General features: G+C 38.8%; 15 protein-coding genes. 11 read left to right on the plus strand and 4 right to left on the minus strand.

All coding sequences use genetic code 11. From position 1 onward, the window contains the following. Both KTJ10_RS00005 and KTJ10_RS00010 read left to right on the plus strand, forming a co-directional pair. Nucleotides 1-3,411, plus strand: a 3,411-nt coding sequence (locus KTJ10_RS00005) for a DUF637 domain-containing protein (protein WP_262441017.1), incomplete at its 5' end; no start/stop codon positions are given. An 11-nt stretch (nt 3,412-3,422) separates the two neighbouring features. Further along, nucleotides 3,423-3,842 carry a DUF596 domain-containing protein gene (locus KTJ10_RS00010; RefSeq protein WP_199976959.1) on the plus strand — a complete coding sequence of 140 codons (420 nt, stop codon included), beginning with the start codon at nt 3,423-3,425 and terminating at the stop codon, nt 3,840-3,842. Between the two features lie 192 nt (nt 3,843-4,034). Here the strand turns inward: KTJ10_RS00010 and KTJ10_RS00015 are convergent, their stop codons facing one another. Next, nucleotides 4,035-4,952, minus strand: coding sequence for a LysR family transcriptional regulator (locus KTJ10_RS00015; protein WP_262441018.1), 918 nt, complete (start codon nt 4,950-4,952; stop codon nt 4,035-4,037). Nucleotides 4,953-5,049: 97 nt separating this feature from the next. On the opposite strand from KTJ10_RS00015, the gene KTJ10_RS00020 reads away from it, so the two are divergent. From KTJ10_RS00020 to KTJ10_RS00030, 3 genes are all read left to right on the plus strand, one after another. Beyond that, the gene (locus tag KTJ10_RS00020; protein ID WP_262441019.1) at nt 5,050-6,432 is read left to right on the plus strand and encodes an aspartate aminotransferase family protein; all 1,383 of its coding nucleotides are present in this window, start codon (nt 5,050-5,052) and stop codon (nt 6,430-6,432) included. 106 nt (nt 6,433-6,538) lie between these two features. After that, the gene (locus KTJ10_RS00025; RefSeq protein WP_262441020.1) at nt 6,539-8,107 is read left to right on the plus strand and encodes a CoA-acylating methylmalonate-semialdehyde dehydrogenase; all 1,569 of its coding nucleotides are present in this window, start codon (nt 6,539-6,541) and stop codon (nt 8,105-8,107) included. Between the two features lie 104 nt (nt 8,108-8,211). Further along, on the plus strand, nt 8,212-9,603 hold the full coding sequence (locus KTJ10_RS00030) for an amino acid permease (RefSeq protein WP_262441021.1): 1,392 nt from the start codon (nt 8,212-8,214) through the stop codon (nt 9,601-9,603). Between the two features lie 100 nt (nt 9,604-9,703). Here KTJ10_RS00030 and KTJ10_RS00035 read toward each other — a convergent pair whose 3' ends face one another. Continuing rightward, nucleotides 9,704-10,597: a LysR family transcriptional regulator gene (locus KTJ10_RS00035; RefSeq protein WP_262441022.1), complete on the minus strand. Its 894-nt coding sequence runs from the start codon at nt 10,595-10,597 to the stop codon at nt 9,704-9,706. Nucleotides 10,598-10,751: 154 nt separating this feature from the next. Between KTJ10_RS00035 and KTJ10_RS00040 the strand changes: the two genes are divergently transcribed. The 6 genes from KTJ10_RS00040 (at nt 10,752) to KTJ10_RS00065 (ending at nt 17,196) form a co-directional block, all read left to right on the plus strand. Further along, nucleotides 10,752-11,789 (plus strand): cupin domain-containing protein, encoded by a 1,038-nt coding sequence (locus KTJ10_RS00040; RefSeq protein WP_199993318.1) that lies wholly within the window; start codon nt 10,752-10,754, stop codon nt 11,787-11,789. Nucleotides 11,790-11,816: 27 nt separating this feature from the next. Further along, complete coding sequence (locus KTJ10_RS00045) at nt 11,817-13,037, plus strand: 3-hydroxybenzoate 6-monooxygenase (RefSeq protein WP_262441023.1); 1,221 nt, start codon at nt 11,817-11,819, stop codon at nt 13,035-13,037. Beyond that, a complete protein-coding gene (maiA, locus tag KTJ10_RS00050) occupies nt 13,034-13,672 on the plus strand; it encodes a maleylacetoacetate isomerase (protein WP_262441024.1) in 639 nt (212 codons plus the stop codon). The genes KTJ10_RS00045 and maiA overlap by 4 nt, the downstream gene beginning before the upstream one ends. Nucleotides 13,673-13,704: 32 nt before the next feature. Further along, complete coding sequence (locus tag KTJ10_RS00055; protein ID WP_262441025.1) at nt 13,705-14,406, plus strand: fumarylacetoacetate hydrolase family protein; 702 nt, start codon at nt 13,705-13,707, stop codon at nt 14,404-14,406. A gap of 111 nt (nt 14,407-14,517) precedes the next feature. Beyond that, nucleotides 14,518-15,861 (plus strand): MFS transporter, encoded by a 1,344-nt coding sequence (locus KTJ10_RS00060; RefSeq protein WP_199993312.1) that lies wholly within the window; start codon nt 14,518-14,520, stop codon nt 15,859-15,861. 66 nt (nt 15,862-15,927) lie between these two features. Then, nucleotides 15,928-17,196: an OprD family outer membrane porin gene (locus tag KTJ10_RS00065; RefSeq protein ID WP_410468391.1), complete on the plus strand. Its 1,269-nt coding sequence runs from the start codon at nt 15,928-15,930 to the stop codon at nt 17,194-17,196. Nucleotides 17,197-17,274: 78 nt separating this feature from the next. Here KTJ10_RS00065 and KTJ10_RS00070 read toward each other — a convergent pair whose 3' ends face one another. Both KTJ10_RS00070 and KTJ10_RS00075 read right to left on the minus strand, forming a co-directional pair. Further along, on the minus strand, nt 17,275-18,360 hold the full coding sequence (locus tag KTJ10_RS00070) for an HlyD family secretion protein (RefSeq protein ID WP_262441027.1): 1,086 nt from the start codon (nt 18,358-18,360) through the stop codon (nt 17,275-17,277). After that, nucleotides 18,357-19,934, minus strand: a complete 1,578-nt coding sequence (locus tag KTJ10_RS00075; RefSeq protein ID WP_262441028.1) for an MFS transporter — start codon at nt 19,932-19,934, stop codon at nt 18,357-18,359. The genes KTJ10_RS00070 and KTJ10_RS00075 overlap by 4 nt, the downstream gene beginning before the upstream one ends. Nucleotides 19,935-19,949: the final 15 nt, after the last annotated feature.

Here is a 19,949-nt window from a genome sequence, read left to right on the forward strand (position 1 = left end):
ACCAATTCTAACTTAACCATTGACCCAAAAGTTTATAGTTTAAAAGCGGTGGGTGATATTGAACTTGTTTCTAAAACTGGCACTTTAACTTTAAAAGGCTATGGAGGAACAACTGGTAATGGATCGGAACAATTTGTTAAGTTGGATACAGCAAATGGCGGTATCAATTTAGAAGGTGCTAAAGTTGATATTCAAGGTTCACAGTTAATTGCACAAAAAGATATTAAGATCGTTTCAAGTAAAGATGATGTGTTAGTTGATGGAGTAAAAAATAGTCTAGAAAATATTAGAAGTTTAAAATATAAAGAAGACTTTATAAAAGAATTATATAGTTTAAGAGCAGTATTGGAAAAAGAAGAAATTAATTTGGTAAATAAACCCCGTTATAATGAATATAAAAATGAACTAGATGAAATTCTTAAAGGTAGAAAAAAAATCGAAGAAATGATGAAATATTCATTGACTAGGTCGGTAGGTCAAAAATTATTACAGGAATCAATAAAAAAACAAAATCAACTTGAAGAAAAATATCCAGAAATTAATGGATTATCAAATAAAATAAAATTATCAATTAAAGATGTTGAAGATAATTTAAAATATTTTGAAGAAGAAGTTGAGGGTTCTGAACATTCAGAAGTTGGTTTTAGTGTCTTATCAGGAAATATAAATATTACTTCTGCTAAAGGTTTATCTATTAGTGGTGGAAATATTTCTGCTCAATCGGGGCAGGTTAATTTAGAAGCAAGTGGAGTTTTATCTGAACAGTATAAATCTTCAATTAGTACTGGGGCTAATCAGCCACTAAAATCATTAAATGCAAGTATTATTATTGATGGTCATACAGATTTTTATGAGAAAGGTACTGAAGGTGAAGGGAATTATAGTTTCCGAACACTAGTCAGTCCTACCATTATTAATGGTGATAAAGGAGTTAATATAAGAACGGTGGGTAAAACCAAAGATGATAACTTGGTTTTACAAGCTACTGGTATTACTTCAAAAAATGGTGACGTAAAAATAGAATCAAATAAAAGTATTTTATTTGATGCAGCTATTGAGCAAAGCTATGATCTGACTACGACTACTGAAAAGAAAAAATCATGGGGTGGTTTAAAGAAAAAGTATATTACGACTGTTTCAGAAAATAATGACACCAATGCAGCTTCAGTTGATATTTCTGCAAAGAATATTTCTATTGAGACAAAGAAATTAGATCCATCTGTAGATGCTAAGACACCAGATAATAATATTGATATTTACTCTGGGCGCTTTACTGCCGAGGGCGGAACAATTTCGATTAAATCTGGCGGGAATCTTAACTTTTACACTGTGGAAGAATCTTCTAGCAGTACAGTAGATGTTACAAAGAAAACCTCATATTCTAAACTTATCTCACTTTTGGGCTCATCAAAAACTACTACTAATACAACACGAACTCAGATTAGTGAATTACCTGCAAATTTAAAAGCAGATTATATTAATACGCAAGCAGTTGATAAGACGAAGCTTGTTGGAACAGAGTTTGAATATTTAAAAGGTGCAACGATTGAAACTGGAGGAACACTTGAATTAATAGCCGCTAAGACATCTATTACAGAGCTCTTAAAAAAAGAAAAAAGCTCATTAGCTTGGCAGGCTATGCAGGATAAAGGTTCTATTACTGAAACTGCTCAATTACCGAGTTTTAACGGCCCAGTTTTACCTACCTTTAAAGCAGCAGGTGGTTTGAGTGTACAAGTTCCAATAAGTGAAAAAGATGCTAATAAAGTTGAATTGAGGGATGAAATTCTAAAACTGGCTAATCAGCCAGGAAATACATATCTTAAAGAATTAGTTAACCGAAAAGATGTTGATTGGCAAACAGTTTTATTAACCCAAAAAGATTGGGACTATAAATCACAAGGTTTAACAGGTGCTGGGGCAGCAATTATTGCAATTATTGTTGCCGTTTTAACTTATGGAGCAGGAACAGCATTGATTGGGACTACTGCCGCAGCTGGTGCAGGAACGACCACAGCAGCAGTGGGGACAACAACTGTAGCTGCAGCTGGAGGAGGAACAATTACAACATTTGGAGGGATGACTTTAGCAACTACTACTGCGGCGGGAGTAACGACTTATACCACCACAGGAATAATGGTTAATGCGGCTTTAACTTCTATAGCAACTCAAGCCTCTATCGGCTTAGTAAATAATCAGGGAAATGTTACACAGACACTAAAAGATTTGGGTTCTAAAGATACAGTTAGGAATTTAGCAACAGCCGTGGTGACAGCTGGATTGTTAGATAAAGTTGGTGGTACAGCCACAATGGAGTCTTTGAAAGCTTTAGGTAATACACCTGACGTATTAATGAATCTCGCAGCAAAAACAGCAACGGCAATTATTGAAACAACAATCAGGACAGGAATAAATTCAACTATTACAGGGGAAAGCTTCTCAGATGGTTTAGAGGATTTACTTTATCAGTCATTGGGGACAGCTATTCAAGGAACGATGGCTAATCAGATTCATTTGAACAAAGAAATTATTTCTGATGGATTAATGAAAAATATTTTAAGCCAAGTTGCTCATGCTACAGCAGGTTGTACTGGGGCTGTAATTGGAGGTGGTGAATGTGTTGCTGGTGCAATTGGCGCTGCAGTTGGAGAAAGTGTTGCAGAATATATGAAACAATATTCTAGTGATCAAAAATTAATAACTAATATTAGTAATGCAATGGCTGTTACGATAGCGGCAGCAACAGGATATGATACTGCTATTGCACAGCAAGCCTCAGAAACAGCTGTTACTAATAATGCTTTTTGGGTGCCATTAATTGCTGCAGTAATGATTGCAGATAGAGCTTATAGTGCATACCAAATTTATAGAGATGTACAAGACGTTGTTGATGGTAAAAAATCTTTAGAACAATTAGCTATTGAAAAAGGTACGGCTTATGTTGAGCGTGCCATTCTTGGAAACTTAACAAGTAAAGGTTTGGGAATTGTTTCGGAAGGGGGCAAGAAAGTTATTAAACGTGTGACGTATATTGCACCTGAAAAAGAAATTACAGAGCTTTTTACAAAGACAAACTCAAGAAATACGTTAACAATTGCAGGGTTAGACATTAAAAAAGGCTACAATCCTGTAAATAGTCAGACAACTGTTATATTGGATAGCCAAAAATTAACATCTAATAATATTAAAGAGTATGCGCAGCAATTAGCTGGTACAGTTCCTCTTAAAGCGGTAGGAAATGGTGAAAAACAAATTTATATGGCAAATTTAAGTAATGGCCAACAAATCATTCTGAGAAATATTTCAAGTTCTGCTGCAGCTACAAAGGCTCGATGGACCTTGGAAATAAAAAATAATCCAAGTTTGAAAAGTATTTCAAGTAAGGATAAATATGAAATTAAATTTAGATAAGTGGGCATATCATGAATAATTTTGAATTTAATGATGATCAAATTGACTATATGTTAAATTTTCAAGAAGCCAAATATCATCATTTAGGATGGCTGTGGGATGCAATTGACAGCTTGGAACGAAATATCGGTTTGCCAGTAAGTTTAATAAATAATTTTGCTTTGAAAAAAGAATTTTTTTTCAATATGTTGAGGAAGTTACTTTTAGAAAATAAACTAAAATTAGCTAGAAACAATAAAATACTAGATGATGAAATTTCAGGAGTTTTATCTGAATTTAGCTTAATTTTTCCTATATCCGAAGAGTCTTGTGAGGATATTGGTGGTGTACATGTATGGTTTATGCTTAACAGTGAAGAATATTGCCCTTTTTGGCCAGTTTGGGTAGATAGAGATGAAAAGGGTAATGAAAAATTGTGGTGGGCAGAATAAAAGTAGGCCCTTGTTAAGAGAAAAATTTCTTTTATTGACAAATTTTAATCTTATTAATCTCTGTATTGAATGCGGTATTCCTAAAAAATGAGATACTTGGTTTTATTTGTAAATAAGAATTCATGTATTTTATTGTTTACTAAAATGAATCAAGTATAGAGAAATAAGAGACCATTAATTGGTCTCTTTTTTTTAATTATCAACAATCCGCTTCTCAAGCATCTCCATAAAGGTTTTTAAAATAATATTATGATTTTTGCCCTTGTGAGTAATTAAACAAATAGGTGTGCTGTAATGCATTTTCTCCTTTGAAACAGCTTGCATAACCCCATCTTCAACCCATTTTTTTGCATAGTGGTCGGGTAAAAAACCCAAGAATTTTCCAGTTAAAATCAGAAATGCGATGCCTTCACGGTCACTTGCTGTCGCTTTACAGTCTAAAAGCTGATGCAACTTTGCCGCTTCTGGTGTGATGGCATAATTAGGAAGGATTGCTTGCCATGTTTTTAACTCATCTAGATTCATGTTGCTGCAATGGCTAAACAAGGGATGATTTTTGCCACAATATAAAAATGAACTTTCACTATATAAATCGAAATAGTCTAGACCAGACAAAGGCGTAACAAGTGGAATAACGCCTGCGTGCAAACGGTTATCGAGTACACGGCATTCAATATCTGACAGAGTACTCATACTGATATTAATAATAACCTCGGCATGTTCCTCTGCAAGTTGGGTCAACGTATTGGTGATATAGCCTCTTGGCATCGTCACAAGGTTGTTAATAATTCCGATATTAAACTCACCCTTAAGACGGTTATGCATTTGGTTAACTTTAGAACGGAAGTCTTCAATCGCTGCTGTGAGTACTTCGATATATTCTAAAATTTCCCGTCCTTCGTCGGTGAGGGCAAATCCAGCACGACCACGTTGACATAGTCGAATGCCCAGACGATTTTCTAAATCACTCATATGCAAACTGATTGCAGAACGGCTAATACCTAAAATACTTTCGGCAGATGTAAAGCTATGACAGTCACAAACCGTTTTAAATATTTTGAGTAATTTAATATCAAAATCAGTGACTTGATTTAATTTTTTAGGTTTCATTTAGTTTTGTTTTTTTAAATCTAAACTCAAGATAATTTGAATTTATCAAACTTATCTCGCTATGTACACTCAAACCATAATTTGAAAATAAACAGGAATGGTTATGTTTGATACGGATAAATTCAGCGACTCTGAGCATACTTTGGATGCGGCTCAACCTAATAATAATATGCACATAAATTATCAAGCACACTGGATGCCTTTCTCAGCAAATCGAAACTTTGCTAAAGATCCGCGCATGATTGTGGGCGCAAAAGGATCATACCTAATTGATGATTCGGGCCGTGAAATTTATGACTCACTCTCAGGCCTATGGACTTGTGGTGCTGGTCATACGCTTCCTGAAATTCAACAAGCGGTAAGTGCACAATTAGGTCAGCTTGACTACTCACCAGCTTTTCAGTTTGGTCATCCGTTGTCTTTTAAGTTGGCAGATAAAATTGTTCAGCATATGCCTGAAAAATTACAACATGTTTTCTTTACCAACTCGGGGTCAGAGTCGGCAGATACCGCGATCAAAATGGCACGTGCGTATTGGCGTATTAAAGGTAAACCGAGTAAAACCAAATTGATCGGTCGTGCGCGTGGCTATCATGGTGTAAACGTTGCGGGGACAAGCCTAGGCGGTATTGGTGGCAACCGTAAAATGTTTGGTCAGCTTATGGATGTAGATCATTTACCGCATACCTTGCAGCCGAATTTAACTTTTACTAAAGGCTGTCCAGAAACAGGTGGGGTAGAGCTTGCCAATGAAATGCTTAAGTTAATTGAACTACACGATGCTTCAAATATTGCAGCCGTAATTGTTGAACCTATTTCTGGTTCGGCGGGTTGTATTGTACCTCCAACGGGCTATTTACAACGTTTAAGAGAGATCTGTGATCAGCATGACATCTTGTTAATTTTTGATGAGGTGATTACAGGTTTTGGGCGTTTAGGAACGTGGACAGGGGCAGAATACTTTGGGGTAACACCAGATATTTTGAACTTTGCGAAACAGGTGACCAATGGTGCCATACCTTTAGGTGGCGTGGTGGCAAGCCATGAAATTTACTCTGCCTTTATGCAACAAGACTTGCCGGAACATGCCATTGAATTTACTCACGGTTATACCTATTCGGCGCATCCAGTCGCTTGTGCGGCTGCTTTAGCTGCGCTTGAAGTTTTAGAAAAGAAAAACCTGTTAGCTCAATCTGCGGCGTTAGCACCAACTTTTGAAAAAATGCTGCATGGCTTAAAAGGCGCACCGCACATTTTAGATATTCGTAATTGTGGTTTGATTGGTGCGTTGCAGTTAGCTCCGCGTGATGGCGATGCCACAATCCGAGGCTTCGAGATTGGTATGAAACTTTGGAAAGAAGGATTCTATGTTCGCTTTGGAGGAGACACGCTTCAGTTCGGTCCAATGTTTAACAGTACAGAAGCAGATATAGACCGCTTATTGAATGCCGTTGGCGATGCACTTTATCAAGTGAATTAAGGCTTATAGATATTTTAAGAGCATCGGTAGTGTCTATAGATGCTCAAAAAACTAAATGGAAAATACAGTTTGATCTAAAAACTAATTGTAGTAAGGAGTAACAACAATGACAAATGGCCTAGAAGATTTTAGCTATGAAGAAGTTTCAACTGAAAATAGTACGCATAGTGAACAAGCCAAAAAAGTGCTAGGGCATTTCATTCAAGGAAGAATTGTATCTAAAACGGCAAGAAAACAGCCAGTTTACAATCCTGCGACGGGTGAAATTAGTAAAGAAGTCGAAATTGCAGATGCTCAAACGGTAAATGAAGCAGTTCAGGTAGCCGAGCAAGCATTTCCTGCATGGCGCGATACACCAGTCATTAAACGTGCGCGTGTCATGTTTAAGTTCAAACAATTATTAGAGCAAAATGCCGAAAAGATTTGCGCTTTGATTGGACAAGAGCACGGTAAAATTTCTCATGATGCTCAAGGCGAATTACAACGTGGTATTGAAAATGTTGAATATGCTTGTGGCGCACCAGAGCTTTTAAAAGGGGAATATTCAAAAAATGTCGGTCCAGATATCGACTCATGGAGCGAGTTCCAACCGTTAGGTGTTGTGGCTGGCATTACACCGTTTAACTTCCCAGCCATGGTGGCTTTATGGATGTTCCCAATGGCACTGGTCTGCGGTAACTGCTTTATTTTAAAACCTTCTGAAAAAGCGCCTTCTGTGGTTTTATACCTTGCAGAATTATTAAAACAAGCGGGTTTACCTGACGGCGTGTTTAATGTGGTCAATGGTGACAAAGAAGCGGTAGATGCCTTATTGCATCATCCTCGTATTCAGGCGGTTAGCTTTGTGGGTTCAACACCAATTGCTGAATATATTTACCGTACTGCAACTTCAACAGGTAAACGTTGCCAAGCATTAGGCGGTGCAAAAAACCACGCGATTATTATGCCTGATGCCGATATTGATAACGTAGTCACTTCATTGTTAGGCGCAGCTTTTGGTTCTTCAGGTGAACGTTGTATGGCATTGTCAGTAGCAGTAGCCATTGGTGATGAAGTTGCCGATGTCGTGATTGATAAGCTGACTCAAGAAATGAAAAAGTTGAAGTTTGGTAACTATGCAGATGCAAGCAATGATTTTGGCCCACTGATTACTCAAGCACATAAAGACAAGGTACAAGCCTATATTCAAAGTGCAGAACAGCAAGGCGCAAAAATTGTGGTAGATGGCCGTGATGTAAAACTAGCAGGCTATGAAAAAGGCTTCTTTGTTGGGCCAACTTTAATTGATCAAGTCACACCAAACATGACCAGCTACCAGCAAGAGATTTTTGGTCCTGTGTTGCAAGTTATGCGTGTGAATACTATGCAAGAAGCCATGCAACTCATTAATGACCATGAATATGGTAATGGTACTTGTATCTATACCCGTGATGGGGAAGCAGCACGCTATTTTAGTAGCCATATTCAAGTTGGTATGGTCGGTATTAATGTACCTTTACCGGTACCTGTTGCTTACCATAGCTTTGGTGGTTGGAAGCGTTCATTATTCGGTGATTTACATGCGTATGGTCCAGATGGCGTCCGTTTTTACACACGCCGTAAAACCATTACGCAACGTTGGCCATCTGCTCAGGTCCGTGAAGCAAAACAATTTTCAATGCCAACTTTAAATTAATTATTGCAACAAGGGGAAAACATTAAGTTTTCCCTTTTTCATTACCGTAGGATTTTAAACATGTAATAGATTGTTTTTATAGATATATTTTTAAGGATTGAAATATGAATAATGATACAACAAAAAAATTAGGCGAAGGACTTTCAAATCGCCATATCACAATGATTAGTATTGGCGGTGTTATTGGTGCAGGATTATTTGTCGGTTCATCTTCTGCAATTGCTAAGGCCGGCCCCGCGGTGATTCTTGCATACCTGATTACCAGCATTATGGTATTTCTGGTGATGCGAATGTTGGGTGAAATGGCCGTTTTAGAGCCGGATACTGGCTCATTTTCTACATATGCCCGTAAAGCGATTGGCCCTTGGGCAGGCTTTACGATTGGTTGGTTATATTGGTGGTTTTGGGTGCTTGCGATTCCGGTAGAAGCGATTGCAGGTGCTGAAATTTTACATTCATGGTTTCCAAACGTTTCAGTTTCTATCTATGCGTTCTGTTTTATTGTGTTCTTAAGTTTGGCTAACTTTTTTAGTACCAAAAGTTTTGGTGAGTTTGAGTTCTGGTTTTCTTTGGTCAAAGTGGTGGCCATTATCGGTTTCATTATTATTGGTATTTTGGCAATTTCAGGTATTTGGCCTTTAGCTAAAAATGTTAGCGGTGTTGCCAATTTATACAATAATGCTGGTTTTATGCCGCACGGTATGGGAGGCATTTTATCGGCAATTTTAATTACGGCATTTTCATTCTTTGGTGTAGAAATTGTCTCAATTGCCGCAGCAGAATCATCAAACCCTAAACAGAAAATTAGACGTGCTACCAACTTGGTGCTGTACCGTATTATTCTTTTCTTTGTGGTTTCAATGTTCATTGCCGTTTCACTTGTCGATTGGCGTTCACCGGACTTACAGAAATATGGGACATTCCAATACGTTTTAATGAGCTTGAACGTACCGGGCACTAAACTCATCATTGATACAGTTGTATTTATTGCTGTTGCGAGTTGTATGAATGCCGCAATTTATACGTCCTCCCGTATGCTATTTCGTTTGGGTACTCGTAGTGAAGCCCCACAAGCCGTAACTAAAATCAATTATGCGGGTGTACCTGCAATTGCAGTATTTTCTTCAACTTTTATTGGTTTAGTGTGTTGTATTATCAATTACGTATTCCCCGGAAAAGTATTTGGCTTATTGCTTTCAAGTACAGGGTCAATTGCTTTATTGGTGTACTTAGTTATTGCGTTCTCACAACTACGTTTAAGACATAAGCTCGAGGCAGCTGGAGCGGAAATACCATTTAAAATGTGGTTATTCCCGTGGCTTACTTGGTTTGTGATTATTATTATTTTAAGTGTGTTGGCTTATATGTTCTTCTCGCCGGCCTATAGTTATGAAACGACTTTATCTTTAGGGGTAACTTCGCTTGTGGTTGTTTGTGGGTTGTTCGTCACGCGAAAGCGTAAAGCAACCAGATCGGTTGCCATGAATTTAGATTAATTAAAAAAGAGTTTATAAAGACTTTGTGTAGTGAAATCTTATTCATCTATGCAAAGTCTTTTTGTTTTTATTAGATTTTTAATAATGTCTGTTAAATTTTCTATTCAGAAAAAAGTTCAAAACATACTCTTCTTAACCATTGGTTGCTTGGTGTTTGATGAACTCGCGCATGCCAATGCTGCTTTACGCTATAAGTCGGAAAATGATAAGGAGGTTCTAAAACTTTTAGACCCCCTCTGACTAAAAGCACCTGACTTAAATAATGAGGAATAGTCGCAATCGCGTCTGTGTCTTGAACAACCAAGCCAACTCCTAAATAGCTTGGCAAACGAACCAGAATATTTCGGCTTACTCCCAATTTTTGTAGCTCATGCTCCAGCACGTAGTGCCCGCCCGTTGCAAAAATATCGACATGTAGCTCTTGGCGAAATTCTTGATCTGAAAGCGTTGTACCTGTAAGTCTCGGGTGTTCTTTACTAGCAATGCAAACATAACGTTGTTGGAAAAGCGTTTGTTGATAAAAACCTGCTTCAAGCTGAGGCAAAAAACCAATGGCTAAATCAATCTCTCCATTTGACATCATTACTGGTGTATTGGCATCAATGGGGACAATTTCTAGGCGAATATTGGGGGCATGGGCACGTAAATAATTGATCAGTTTAGGTAATAAAACCAGATGGCTAATATCAGTCATGCTGATTTTAAATTGATAATTTGAAGTCTGTGGATCAAATTCAATATTGTAGTTTTGAACCAGTTTTAGTCGGTTCAGAATTTCTACAATCAGCGGATATATTTGTTTAGATAACTCAGTAGGTTGCATTTTATTTTCAATACGGACAAAAAGTGGGTCCTGAAAATGCTCACGTAATTTATTTAACGCAATACTTAAAGTTGGTTGTCCAATTTCAAGCTGTTCGGCAGCTTTAGACACACTGCTATGTTTATAAATTTCAAAGAAAATTTGCAAAAGCCGAGTATCAAGATCAAACACTTTTATATCCTTGTATTGATTTTATCAATACAGACTATTGTTTTTTGTGCATGGATTCAACAATTTTCGATTGTTACATTGATGATCAAGGAAGAATAGGCCGTAAAAGTACAACGCATTCTTGTACCAATTGGCCGTAAATAGAGGATCTGAAATGGAACAGTTAGCAACGTTAGATGACTTGCCGAAACGTTATCGTGGTCAACTTGAAGAATCAAATTTAGTCCCTTTATGGCCAAGTTTACGTAATGTATTACCTCCGCATAAACCGATGCCGCAGACCGTAGCAACCGCATGGTATTTTCAGAATATTAAACCTTTATTGCTCGAAGCCGGTGAGTTAACACCAATTGAAAAAGCTGAACGCCGTGTATTGGTTTTAGCAAATCCTGGACATGGTCTGGAAAATATGAAAGCCAGTTCGGTGATGTATCTTGGCATGCAGCTTTTGTTGCCAAAAGAGTGGGCACCATCACATCGACATACCCCAAATGCAGTGCGCCTGATTGTTGAAGGTGAAGGTGCGTATACGACTGTTGAAGGTCAAAAATGCATGATGGAGCATGGAGATTTAATCCTTACTCCATCAGGACTTTGGCATGAACATGGACATGATGGCGATGAGCCTGTGATCTGGTTAGATGTACTGGATTTACCTTTGGTTTATTACATGGAGGCTTCTTATGTACAACCGGGTGAAATTCAAAAAGTGACCAGTGCCGGAAATGCCCATTATTATGGTACTGGCATTGTGCCAACTGCACATTTCACCCGTGAAAATACCTCGTATCCGATCATGCGTTACTCTTGGAAAGAAACCAAAAAAGTTTTGCATGCGCTTGCAGATGATAAAAACCATCAAGCCCCAATTCAGGTGACTTACATTAATCCTGAAACTGGTGATGACTGCCAAAATATTATTGGTTACTCAGCTTTAATGCTCAGACCAAATGAAACTTTACAGCTCCAACCGCGCTCTACTGCCCAAATTTTTCATGTGATTGACGGTCAGCTCCAAGTCAAAATTGATCAGAAAGATTTCAATTTAAATAAAGCTGATACGGCATGTGCACCATGTTTTTCTCATATTGATTTAATCAATACCTCAGATCAACCATGTTATTTGTTTATTGCAGATGAAGCACCCTTACAACGGAAACTGGGTTTGTACTCTGTGCGTGAGCGCCAGTAAATAGAATATTTTATAAGGATATAAATCATGTCAAATACTCAACAACCGATATTAATTGCTGGTGGCGGCATTGGTGGGTTTGCAGCTGCACTCGCTTTAGCAAAACAAGGTTTTAAGGTACAAGTTTTTGAACAAGCCCCTGAAATTGGTGAAATCGGTGCTGGAATTCAATTAGGTCCGAACGCATTTCATGCCTTTGATGCGCTGGGAATTGGTGAAATTGCTCGCAGTAAAGCGGTCTATACCGACTATATGGTCATGCATGATGCGATTGATGAATATCAGGTCGGCAAAATTCCAACCGATGAAAAATTCCGTGAACGTTTTGGTAACCCATATGCGGTGATTCACCGTGCCGATATTCATGGTTCATTAGTGGAAGGTGCTAAAAAATACGGCAACTTGGAAATTATCACTAATTGTCATATTCAAAAAGTTGACCAAGGTGATGCTGGCGTAACGATTACTGATCAAAACGGTACGCAATATCATGGTCAGGCACTTATCGGTGCTGACGGTGTTAAATCCGTTGTGCGTGATACCTATGTGGGTGACCCAGCATTGGTTACAGGTCATGTGGTTTACCGTGCTGTTGTACCTGAAAGCGAGTTTCCTGAAGATTTGAAATGGAATGCAGCCAGTATTTGGGTTGGGCCAAATTGCCATCTTGTGCATTATCCACTGCGCGGTGGAAAGGAATATAACGTTGTAGTGACGTTCCATAGCCGTGAGCAAGAACAGTGGGGGGTAACCGATGGTTCTAAAGAAGAAGTGCTGTCTTATTTTAAAGGAATTTGCCCGAAAGCTCGCCAATTGATTGAGTTACCTAAAAGCTGGCGCCGCTGGGCAACTGCAGACCGTGAACCGATTGAAACATGGACTTTTGGCCGTGTGACATTACTTGGTGATGCAGCACATCCAACCACGCAATATATGGCGCAGGGTGCATGTATGGCGATGGAAGACGCCGTAACTTTAGGTGAAGCGTTACGTGTTACCGACCATGACATATTAAAAGCTTTTGATATTTATCAAAAAGCACGTGTGGCACGTACAGCACGCATTGTTTTGTCTTCACGTGAAATGGGCAAAATTTACCATGCCAAAGGTGTGCAACGCTTGGTTCGCAACGATTTGTGGCGTGGACGTCCTACTGAACGTTTTTATGATGCAATGGAATGGTTATATGGCTGGAATGTCAATAACTGCCTTGATGCAGTGAAAAACTATCAAGGGAATGTGGCATGAAACTTTATAGCTTTTTCCGTAGTGGCACATCACATCGAACCCGTATTGTGTTGAACCTAAAGGGTTTGGCTTACGAAGCGACTTATATCTCGCTCGCTAAAAATGAACACCATAAAGCTGCTTTTAAAGCTTTAAATCCGCAAGGGTTTGTACCAGTACTTGAAACTGAATCGGGAAACTTGTTGCAAAGTCCAGCCATTATCGAATGGCTAGAAGAACAATATCCCGAACCTGCTTTATTACCTACAGATGCATTGGGTCGTGAAAAAGTCCGTGCCATTGCTGCTTTAGTTGGTTGCGATGTTCATCCCTTAAATAACAAGCGTGTTCTTGAATATTTACGCCAGAACTTAGGGCTAGATGATGCACAAATCAACGCATGGTGTGCCAAGTGGATTCAGGATGGGTTTACGGCTTTGGAGCATATTTTGGAACAAGACCAGAATCGTGAAAAGTTCTGCTATGGCAAGCAACCGACCATTGCAGATGCCTATTTAGTTCCACAAGTTGTTTCTGCTGAGCGTTTTAAAGTCGATTTATCGGCTTATCCAAACATTAATGAAATTTACCAACATTGCATGACTTTAGAAACATTTCAAAAAGCAGCACCTGAACAGCAGGCCGATGCATTTTAAGTCGTGATTAACTTAATAGAAGGAATTTACATATGTCTTTTATTTTTGAACCAATGACCACTGCGGGTCTATTTATTCACGGCTCAGAGCATAAATTTCCAGTACGCCGTGTGTATTGCGTTGGCCGTAACTACGCTGCTCATGCTCGTGAAATGGGTTTTGACCCAGACCGTGAACCACCATTTTTCTTTTGTAAGCCAAATGATCTTGAGTCGGTTGTTCCGGTAAATACAGATGCGGTCGATATTCCATATCCTTCTGAAACTTCAAATTTTCATTATGAAATCGAGTTGGTCGTTGCAATTGGTAAAGGTGCCAAAAATATATCGGTTGAGGAGGCAGTGAACTATATCTATGGCTATGCCGTTGGTTTAGATATGACACGCCGTGATTTACAGATGGCAATGCGTGAAAAAGGTCGACCATGGGAAGTCGGTAAGGCTTTTGATTTTTCTGCACCAGTTGGCCCAATTCATCCGATTACTCAAACGGGTGAAATCAATAATGCCGATATCCATTTAACGGTAAATGGTAAAACCGAACAGCACAGCGATGTCAGTCATCTGATTTGGTCTGTGGCCGAAACGATTGCCAATTTGTCTACGCTATTTGAACTAAAAGCAGGTGATTTGATTTTTACAGGAACTCCAGAAGGCGTGGGTGCGGTAGTGAAAGGTGATGTTATGCGTGCAGACATTACTGGACTGACTGGAATTACGGTGAATGTGAAATAAATCAAATTGATCTGATTTATTGAAATAGGTGCTCAACCTAAATAAAAAATACAGTTGGGCACCTTTGCTAAGGATTGCATATACGCCAATGTATTGGCTAAAGGAGCTCTCATGTCTCAAAATTCTATAGACGTACAAAGTTTCATTGATGAAATACCGCTATCGTCTTTGCAAAAATTAATCATGTGGTTGTGTTTTTTGATTGTTGCGATTGATGGGTTTGATACCGCAGCAGTTGGATTTATTGCACCTGCTTTAAAGGCAGAATGGGGGTTGCAAGCAACCGATTTAGCACCTTTATTTGGCGCTGGCTTATTTGGACTGATGGCAGGTGCACTCATTTTTGGGCCATTATCCGATAAATTAGGCCGCAAACCGATTTTGATTGGTTCGGTGATTATGTTTGGAATTGCCAGTGTTTTTGCCTCTTTTTCAGCAGATTTACAAACCCTAATTATTTGGAGATTTCTCACTGGTTTGGGTCTAGGTGGGGCTTTACCCAATGCAATTACTCTAACGTCTGAATATGCGCCTACATCTCGTCGCTCTAATCTTGTAACTATGATGTTCTGTGGCTTTACCATTGGTTCTGCTCTTGGTGGTATTTTTTCGGCTCAGCTACTTCCCCATATCGGTTGGCATGGTATTTTGCTTATTGGGGGCGTATTGCCTTTAGCGACTGTACCTTTCTTATATTTTTTATTACCTGAATCTATTCGATTTTTAGTGCTTAAAAAGAAGGGCACTGAGAAAATTGAAAAGATTATTCACCGTATCGCACCGCATTTAAATAGCACTCCTACATTGGTTCCAACAGTCAATGAAGTCGAAAAATCAAGTTTGAAAGATTTGTTTAATAAAGGCTTTGCTCTAGGCACTTTTTTGATTTGGTTTACCTTTTTTATGAGCCTTCTCATTATTTATATGATTTCAAGTTGGATGCCTACTTTACTGACCAATGAGGGCTTTAATTTATCCAATGCGTCATGGCTGACTTCAATTTTCCAAATAGGGGGAACGATTGGTGCCATTGTCTTAGGTCTGCTAATGGATAAGATGGATGCAACCAAAATTTTAAGTACGGCTTATGTTTTTGGTGGTTTTTTCCTGATTTGTTTAGGGTTTGGAATTGAACAGGCAAATACGGCTTTATTGATGTTTGCCATGTTTGGGGTAGGTGCAGGAATTAGTGGTTCGCAAGTGGGAGCAAACGCTTTTGCATCTAGTTTTTATCCAACACATTGTCGTGCAACAGGGGTAAGTTGGGCCAATGCTGTAGGACGCTCAGGGTCGATTGTGGGATCAATTATGGGTGGCTGGTTAATGTCATTAAATCTCTCCAGTTTTGAAATTTTAAGTATTTTAGCGATACCTGCATTTTGTGCCGCGGTTTCGTTGTTGCTCATTAAACGTTTAAAGAAAAATCAGTCACAAGTTTTAGTCGCTTCAAATTGAGAGAAGGCTATCCCAACGAACAAATATATGTCTGTGCCAAAGGATGGCACAGACAATAATTAAAGGATGATTTGTTTCATGAAATATTTAAAAACACCATATTTAAAGTTTTCTACTCTTTTCTTTATCTGTAGCGGTCATTCATTGTTGTGGGCAGCAGATACCACGCAACAAAGCGAAGATGAATGGAAATTCACGCTAAAGAATGCCTATATCAACCGTAATTTTGATAATGATGCACTCAAAGATACTGGCAGTTGGTCTCAGGCAGCGTCATTATTTTATAAATCGAAAATGCATGACACCCCACTGCAAATTGTAGACAAACCCATTACGATTGGTGCCGATGCTTCTGTTCAATACGCTGTGCGCTTAAGTTCAGACAAATATGTTGCGGACACGGTTTTGCCTTTTAATAAGGAAACACAATCTCAAGCATCCGACTTCTTAAAATACGGCGCCACTTTAAAGCTAGGTTATGACAAAACCCTTTTAAGCGTCGGTGAACTCTGGTTAGACTTACCAGTAACGGCTGTGGATGCCAGCCGACAACTACTTGCCTCATATTGGGGAACCAATGTTAAGTCGCAACTTTCAGATCAGCTTTATGCTGAAATTGGTCGGGTTGAAAAAGTCTCTCCACGAAATGAGGAAGACTTTAAAAAGTTTTCTTTCACATCAAATGGAATCACTAAAGAATCCGATGGATTGAATTATATTGACCTACGCTATCAATTTACGCCGTCTTTAAAGGGCGAATATTATTTTGGTAATTTAGAAGATCTCTACAACAAACACTATGTTGGACTTGAGCATAATTGGAAACAACCTAATTTTGCGCTTACGTCTAAGTTTAAATACTTCAATGCAAAAGATGATGGCAATACTTTTGATATTGATGCGCAAAACATTGGGGTGCTAGAGACTCTTAATGTAAAAAACCACACCTTTGGTTTAGGTTATCAACAAATTATGGGTGAGTCGGCTTACCCCTTACCAGATGGTTTTTTACCAGAGACCTATTTCATTAACTGGAATGCAACAGGTTTCTTTAAAGAAGATGAAAAGTCTTATCATGTCATGTATGGCTACGACTTTAAAGATTATGTGCTGGGCTTAAATGCGATGGTGAAATATGTTTATGGCCATGACTTTAAAGCAGCAAATGGTGAGAAAAACCACGAGACTGAGTCGAATGTGATTTTAAACTATGCATTTCAACAGCCGTTCTTAAAAGGCGTGGCCCTGCAATACATTCGTATTGATTACAACGTTAAACATGGCAATGACTTTGGTGAAGATCGCCTGTTTGTAAACTACACCAAAAAGTTTTAAAGACTTTTTAACACTCATCATTAAAAAAGAGACCATAAATGGTCTCTTTTTTCTCTCATATTCCAAGGTTTAGACGAACTATTTAGTCGTATCAATAGAGACTAAAACCGATAAACCTGGGCGTAATAATTTAACGTCTTTTTGATTTTCAATAAGCTTAATTCGTAAAGGAAGGCGCTGAACAATCTTGGTAAAGTTACCAGTCGCGTTAGTCGCCGAGATCGGAGAAAAAAATGCGCCAGTAGAAGGAGAAAAGCTGTCTACCACACCTTTTAATTCAACGTTATAAGCATCTACATAGACATTAACTGGTTGTCCAATCTTGATCTTTTTTAATTCAATTTCACGGAAGTTGGCTTCAACATAAACCTGATCTAAAGGAACAACCACCATGAGTGGATTACCAGCACTCACAAAGTTACCTACATTAGCTGACTTTTGACCAATCATTCCGTCAATAGGTGCACGAACCTCTGTATAGCTCAAATTCAGTTTTGCTTTATCAAGCGCCGCTTGGGCTTGTTTAAGGGCTGCTTGTTTGGCTTGTACCTGAATCTTGTATTGGTTGAGCTGAAACTGTGCATCAATCACTTTTTCTTTACTGCTGTCTAAGTCAGCATATTGTTCAGTCAAAGTAGTCTTAGATTGCTGTGTAATTAATCTAGATTCCGCTCCAAGTGCCTGTAGTTGCTCATAACGCGCCGTATTATCTTTTGTGAGTTTAATTCCAGCTTCTACTTTTCTCAGCTGTGCTTCAGTTTCTCGAATAACAGTGGGTTGTCTATCCACTGCGAGCATTGCTTCACTCAGGTCAGCTTGTGCTTTTGCATAATTAGATTCAGCTTCAGCCAAAGCAGCTTGATAATCACGTGCATCAATCCTTGCTAAAAGTTGGCCTTTTTTTACGGTCTGATGATCTTTAATATAAATTTCCTCAATATTGCCAGATACCTTAGGGGCAATAGTTGAATACTCTACATCTACACGTGCATCGTCTGTTTCAACAACCGAAGAGGGTAAAAATATAAGTTTTAAAACCCATAAAATAGATGCTAAGACAATAATAAGCGCAATAGCCATAACCCAATGCTTTTTGAGAAATTGCACCTTGGTTAACTTGGGTGGTTCGGTATGGGTGGTGTCTTGGGCTTCGAGAGTACTCATAAAGATTTTCCTGAGTTATGACTATTCATTAACTTAATGAGAGCAATACGTGGCGGATAAGTTCGAACTGGCAAAATCAACATCACGATGAATAAAATAGCGGTAAGGCCAGCTAAGATGAGATATTGATCGCTAATAACTAAAACTGATTGTTGCGCTTGAATCGCAGAATTTAGGGCAGATAAACCACCTGAAACACGATCTGCACCATTTGCAGTGAGCACAGGTGGAGTAAGTGGGTTAATAACAGGGCCTTGAATATTTTGGAAAACATGTTGAGCAGTATTTTCAATCAGCCGTGTTGAATGATATTCACCGCGAACTCGATTGACCCAGTCCAAAATACACACACCCAGTACACCGCTAATAGCACGCGGGGTATTAATCATAGGAGATGCATAAATTGCCATGGTTGGGTGAACACTGTTTGTACCCATCATTAAGAGCGAGAGCACGACACAGGTTTGTCCCAGACATGAGATTGCATGCCAAAAATAAAATTGGTCTTGATTCCATGTGGTATCAAGTTGACTTGCACCTAGGCAACCCGCAATGACCAGAAGTAAACCAAACCCGTGTACATATCGGCTATCCACCCAAGCTTGATTTAAAAGCTTCACAACAATAGGAATATAGATAAATTGCAATGCCGCAATTTGTAAGCCAATCCACATGGTCTGAGTGGGTTTATAGCCATGCACAGCACTTAAGTAATTCAGTGGTAATGTGCTGGTGGACATACCAATAATGACAAAGCAAAAGAGAGCAATAACAGCATAAGCAAAATTTCTGATTTCGAGCATTTGCGGTTTAATGAGTGCTGAAGGATAGCGCCATTCATGTATGAAAAACCAAGGTAAAGTAATCGCACTGATTAAGGCCAATACACAAATTAATTGGGAATGGAACCAATCTAAATGATTTCCATGCAACAACATGGTGCTCAGGCTCGCTAAGCTAATAATTGCTAAAATGGCACCCATCCAATCGTAAGTTTTTATTCTTGAATAATTAAGAGGATCTTGGGGAATCCCAAAATACACCAGTGCAGCGCTTAGCGCACAAAAAGGAATGGTTTGGAAAAATATCATTTTCCAGCCAATTACATCTAAATAAAAAGCTGAGAGTGCAGCACTTAAGTTGGGAAAGAACGTCGCAGTTAATGCATAGCAGGCGAGACCCCATAGCCGAATGTCAGGTCCTAAAAATCTAAGCGCACAGGCCATGAGCAAAGGAATGGTTAAACCATTGGCGAGCCCTTGTAAGCCACGCAATAGATAAAAGATTTCGATATTTGGACTAAAAGGAATTAAAACGCTAGAAACAAGGCAAAGTCCTATGGCAAAAAGAAGAACTCTGCGCATAGAAAAAATGACTGCCCAACTCGTAGACAGGATCATTCCAATAATCATTGCACTTGCGTAAATACTGTTAACCCAATAACCCGAGTCGACACTAATGCCCATTGCACCTCGAATGTCGACTAAAGTAATGCTGGTAATTCGGTTATTAAATTCAACAGTCATTGCAGCAAATATTGCACCTGCTAAACCGATGAGTGGCTTTGTATTCATCTTTTACCTTAAATC

The organism is Acinetobacter sp. WU_MDCI_Abxc222 (genome assembly GCF_025514755.1).
Classification (GTDB): domain Bacteria; phylum Pseudomonadota; class Gammaproteobacteria; order Pseudomonadales; family Moraxellaceae; genus Acinetobacter; species Acinetobacter geminorum.

Coding starts and splice junctions, on each gene's coding strand:
- KTJ10_RS00010 (WP_199976959.1), top strand. CDS start 3,423: ATGAATAATTTTGAATTTAATGATGATCAAATTGACTATATGTTAAAT.
- KTJ10_RS00015 (WP_262441018.1), bottom strand. CDS start 4,952: ATGAAACCTAAAAAATTAAATCAAGTCACTGATTTTGATATTAAATTA.
- KTJ10_RS00020 (WP_262441019.1), top strand. CDS start 5,050: ATGGTTATGTTTGATACGGATAAATTCAGCGACTCTGAGCATACTTTG.
- KTJ10_RS00025 (WP_262441020.1), top strand. CDS start 6,539: ATGACAAATGGCCTAGAAGATTTTAGCTATGAAGAAGTTTCAACTGAA.
- KTJ10_RS00030 (WP_262441021.1), top strand. CDS start 8,212: ATGAATAATGATACAACAAAAAAATTAGGCGAAGGACTTTCAAATCGC.
- KTJ10_RS00040 (WP_199993318.1), top strand. CDS start 10,752: ATGGAACAGTTAGCAACGTTAGATGACTTGCCGAAACGTTATCGTGGT.
- KTJ10_RS00045 (WP_262441023.1), top strand. CDS start 11,817: ATGTCAAATACTCAACAACCGATATTAATTGCTGGTGGCGGCATTGGT.
- maiA (WP_262441024.1), top strand. CDS start 13,034: ATGAAACTTTATAGCTTTTTCCGTAGTGGCACATCACATCGAACCCGT.
- KTJ10_RS00055 (WP_262441025.1), top strand. CDS start 13,705: ATGTCTTTTATTTTTGAACCAATGACCACTGCGGGTCTATTTATTCAC.
- KTJ10_RS00060 (WP_199993312.1), top strand. CDS start 14,518: ATGTCTCAAAATTCTATAGACGTACAAAGTTTCATTGATGAAATACCG.
- KTJ10_RS00065 (WP_410468391.1), top strand. CDS start 15,928: ATGATTTGTTTCATGAAATATTTAAAAACACCATATTTAAAGTTTTCT.
- KTJ10_RS00070 (WP_262441027.1), bottom strand. CDS start 18,360: ATGAGTACTCTCGAAGCCCAAGACACCACCCATACCGAACCACCCAAG.
- KTJ10_RS00075 (WP_262441028.1), bottom strand. CDS start 19,934: ATGAATACAAAGCCACTCATCGGTTTAGCAGGTGCAATATTTGCTGCA.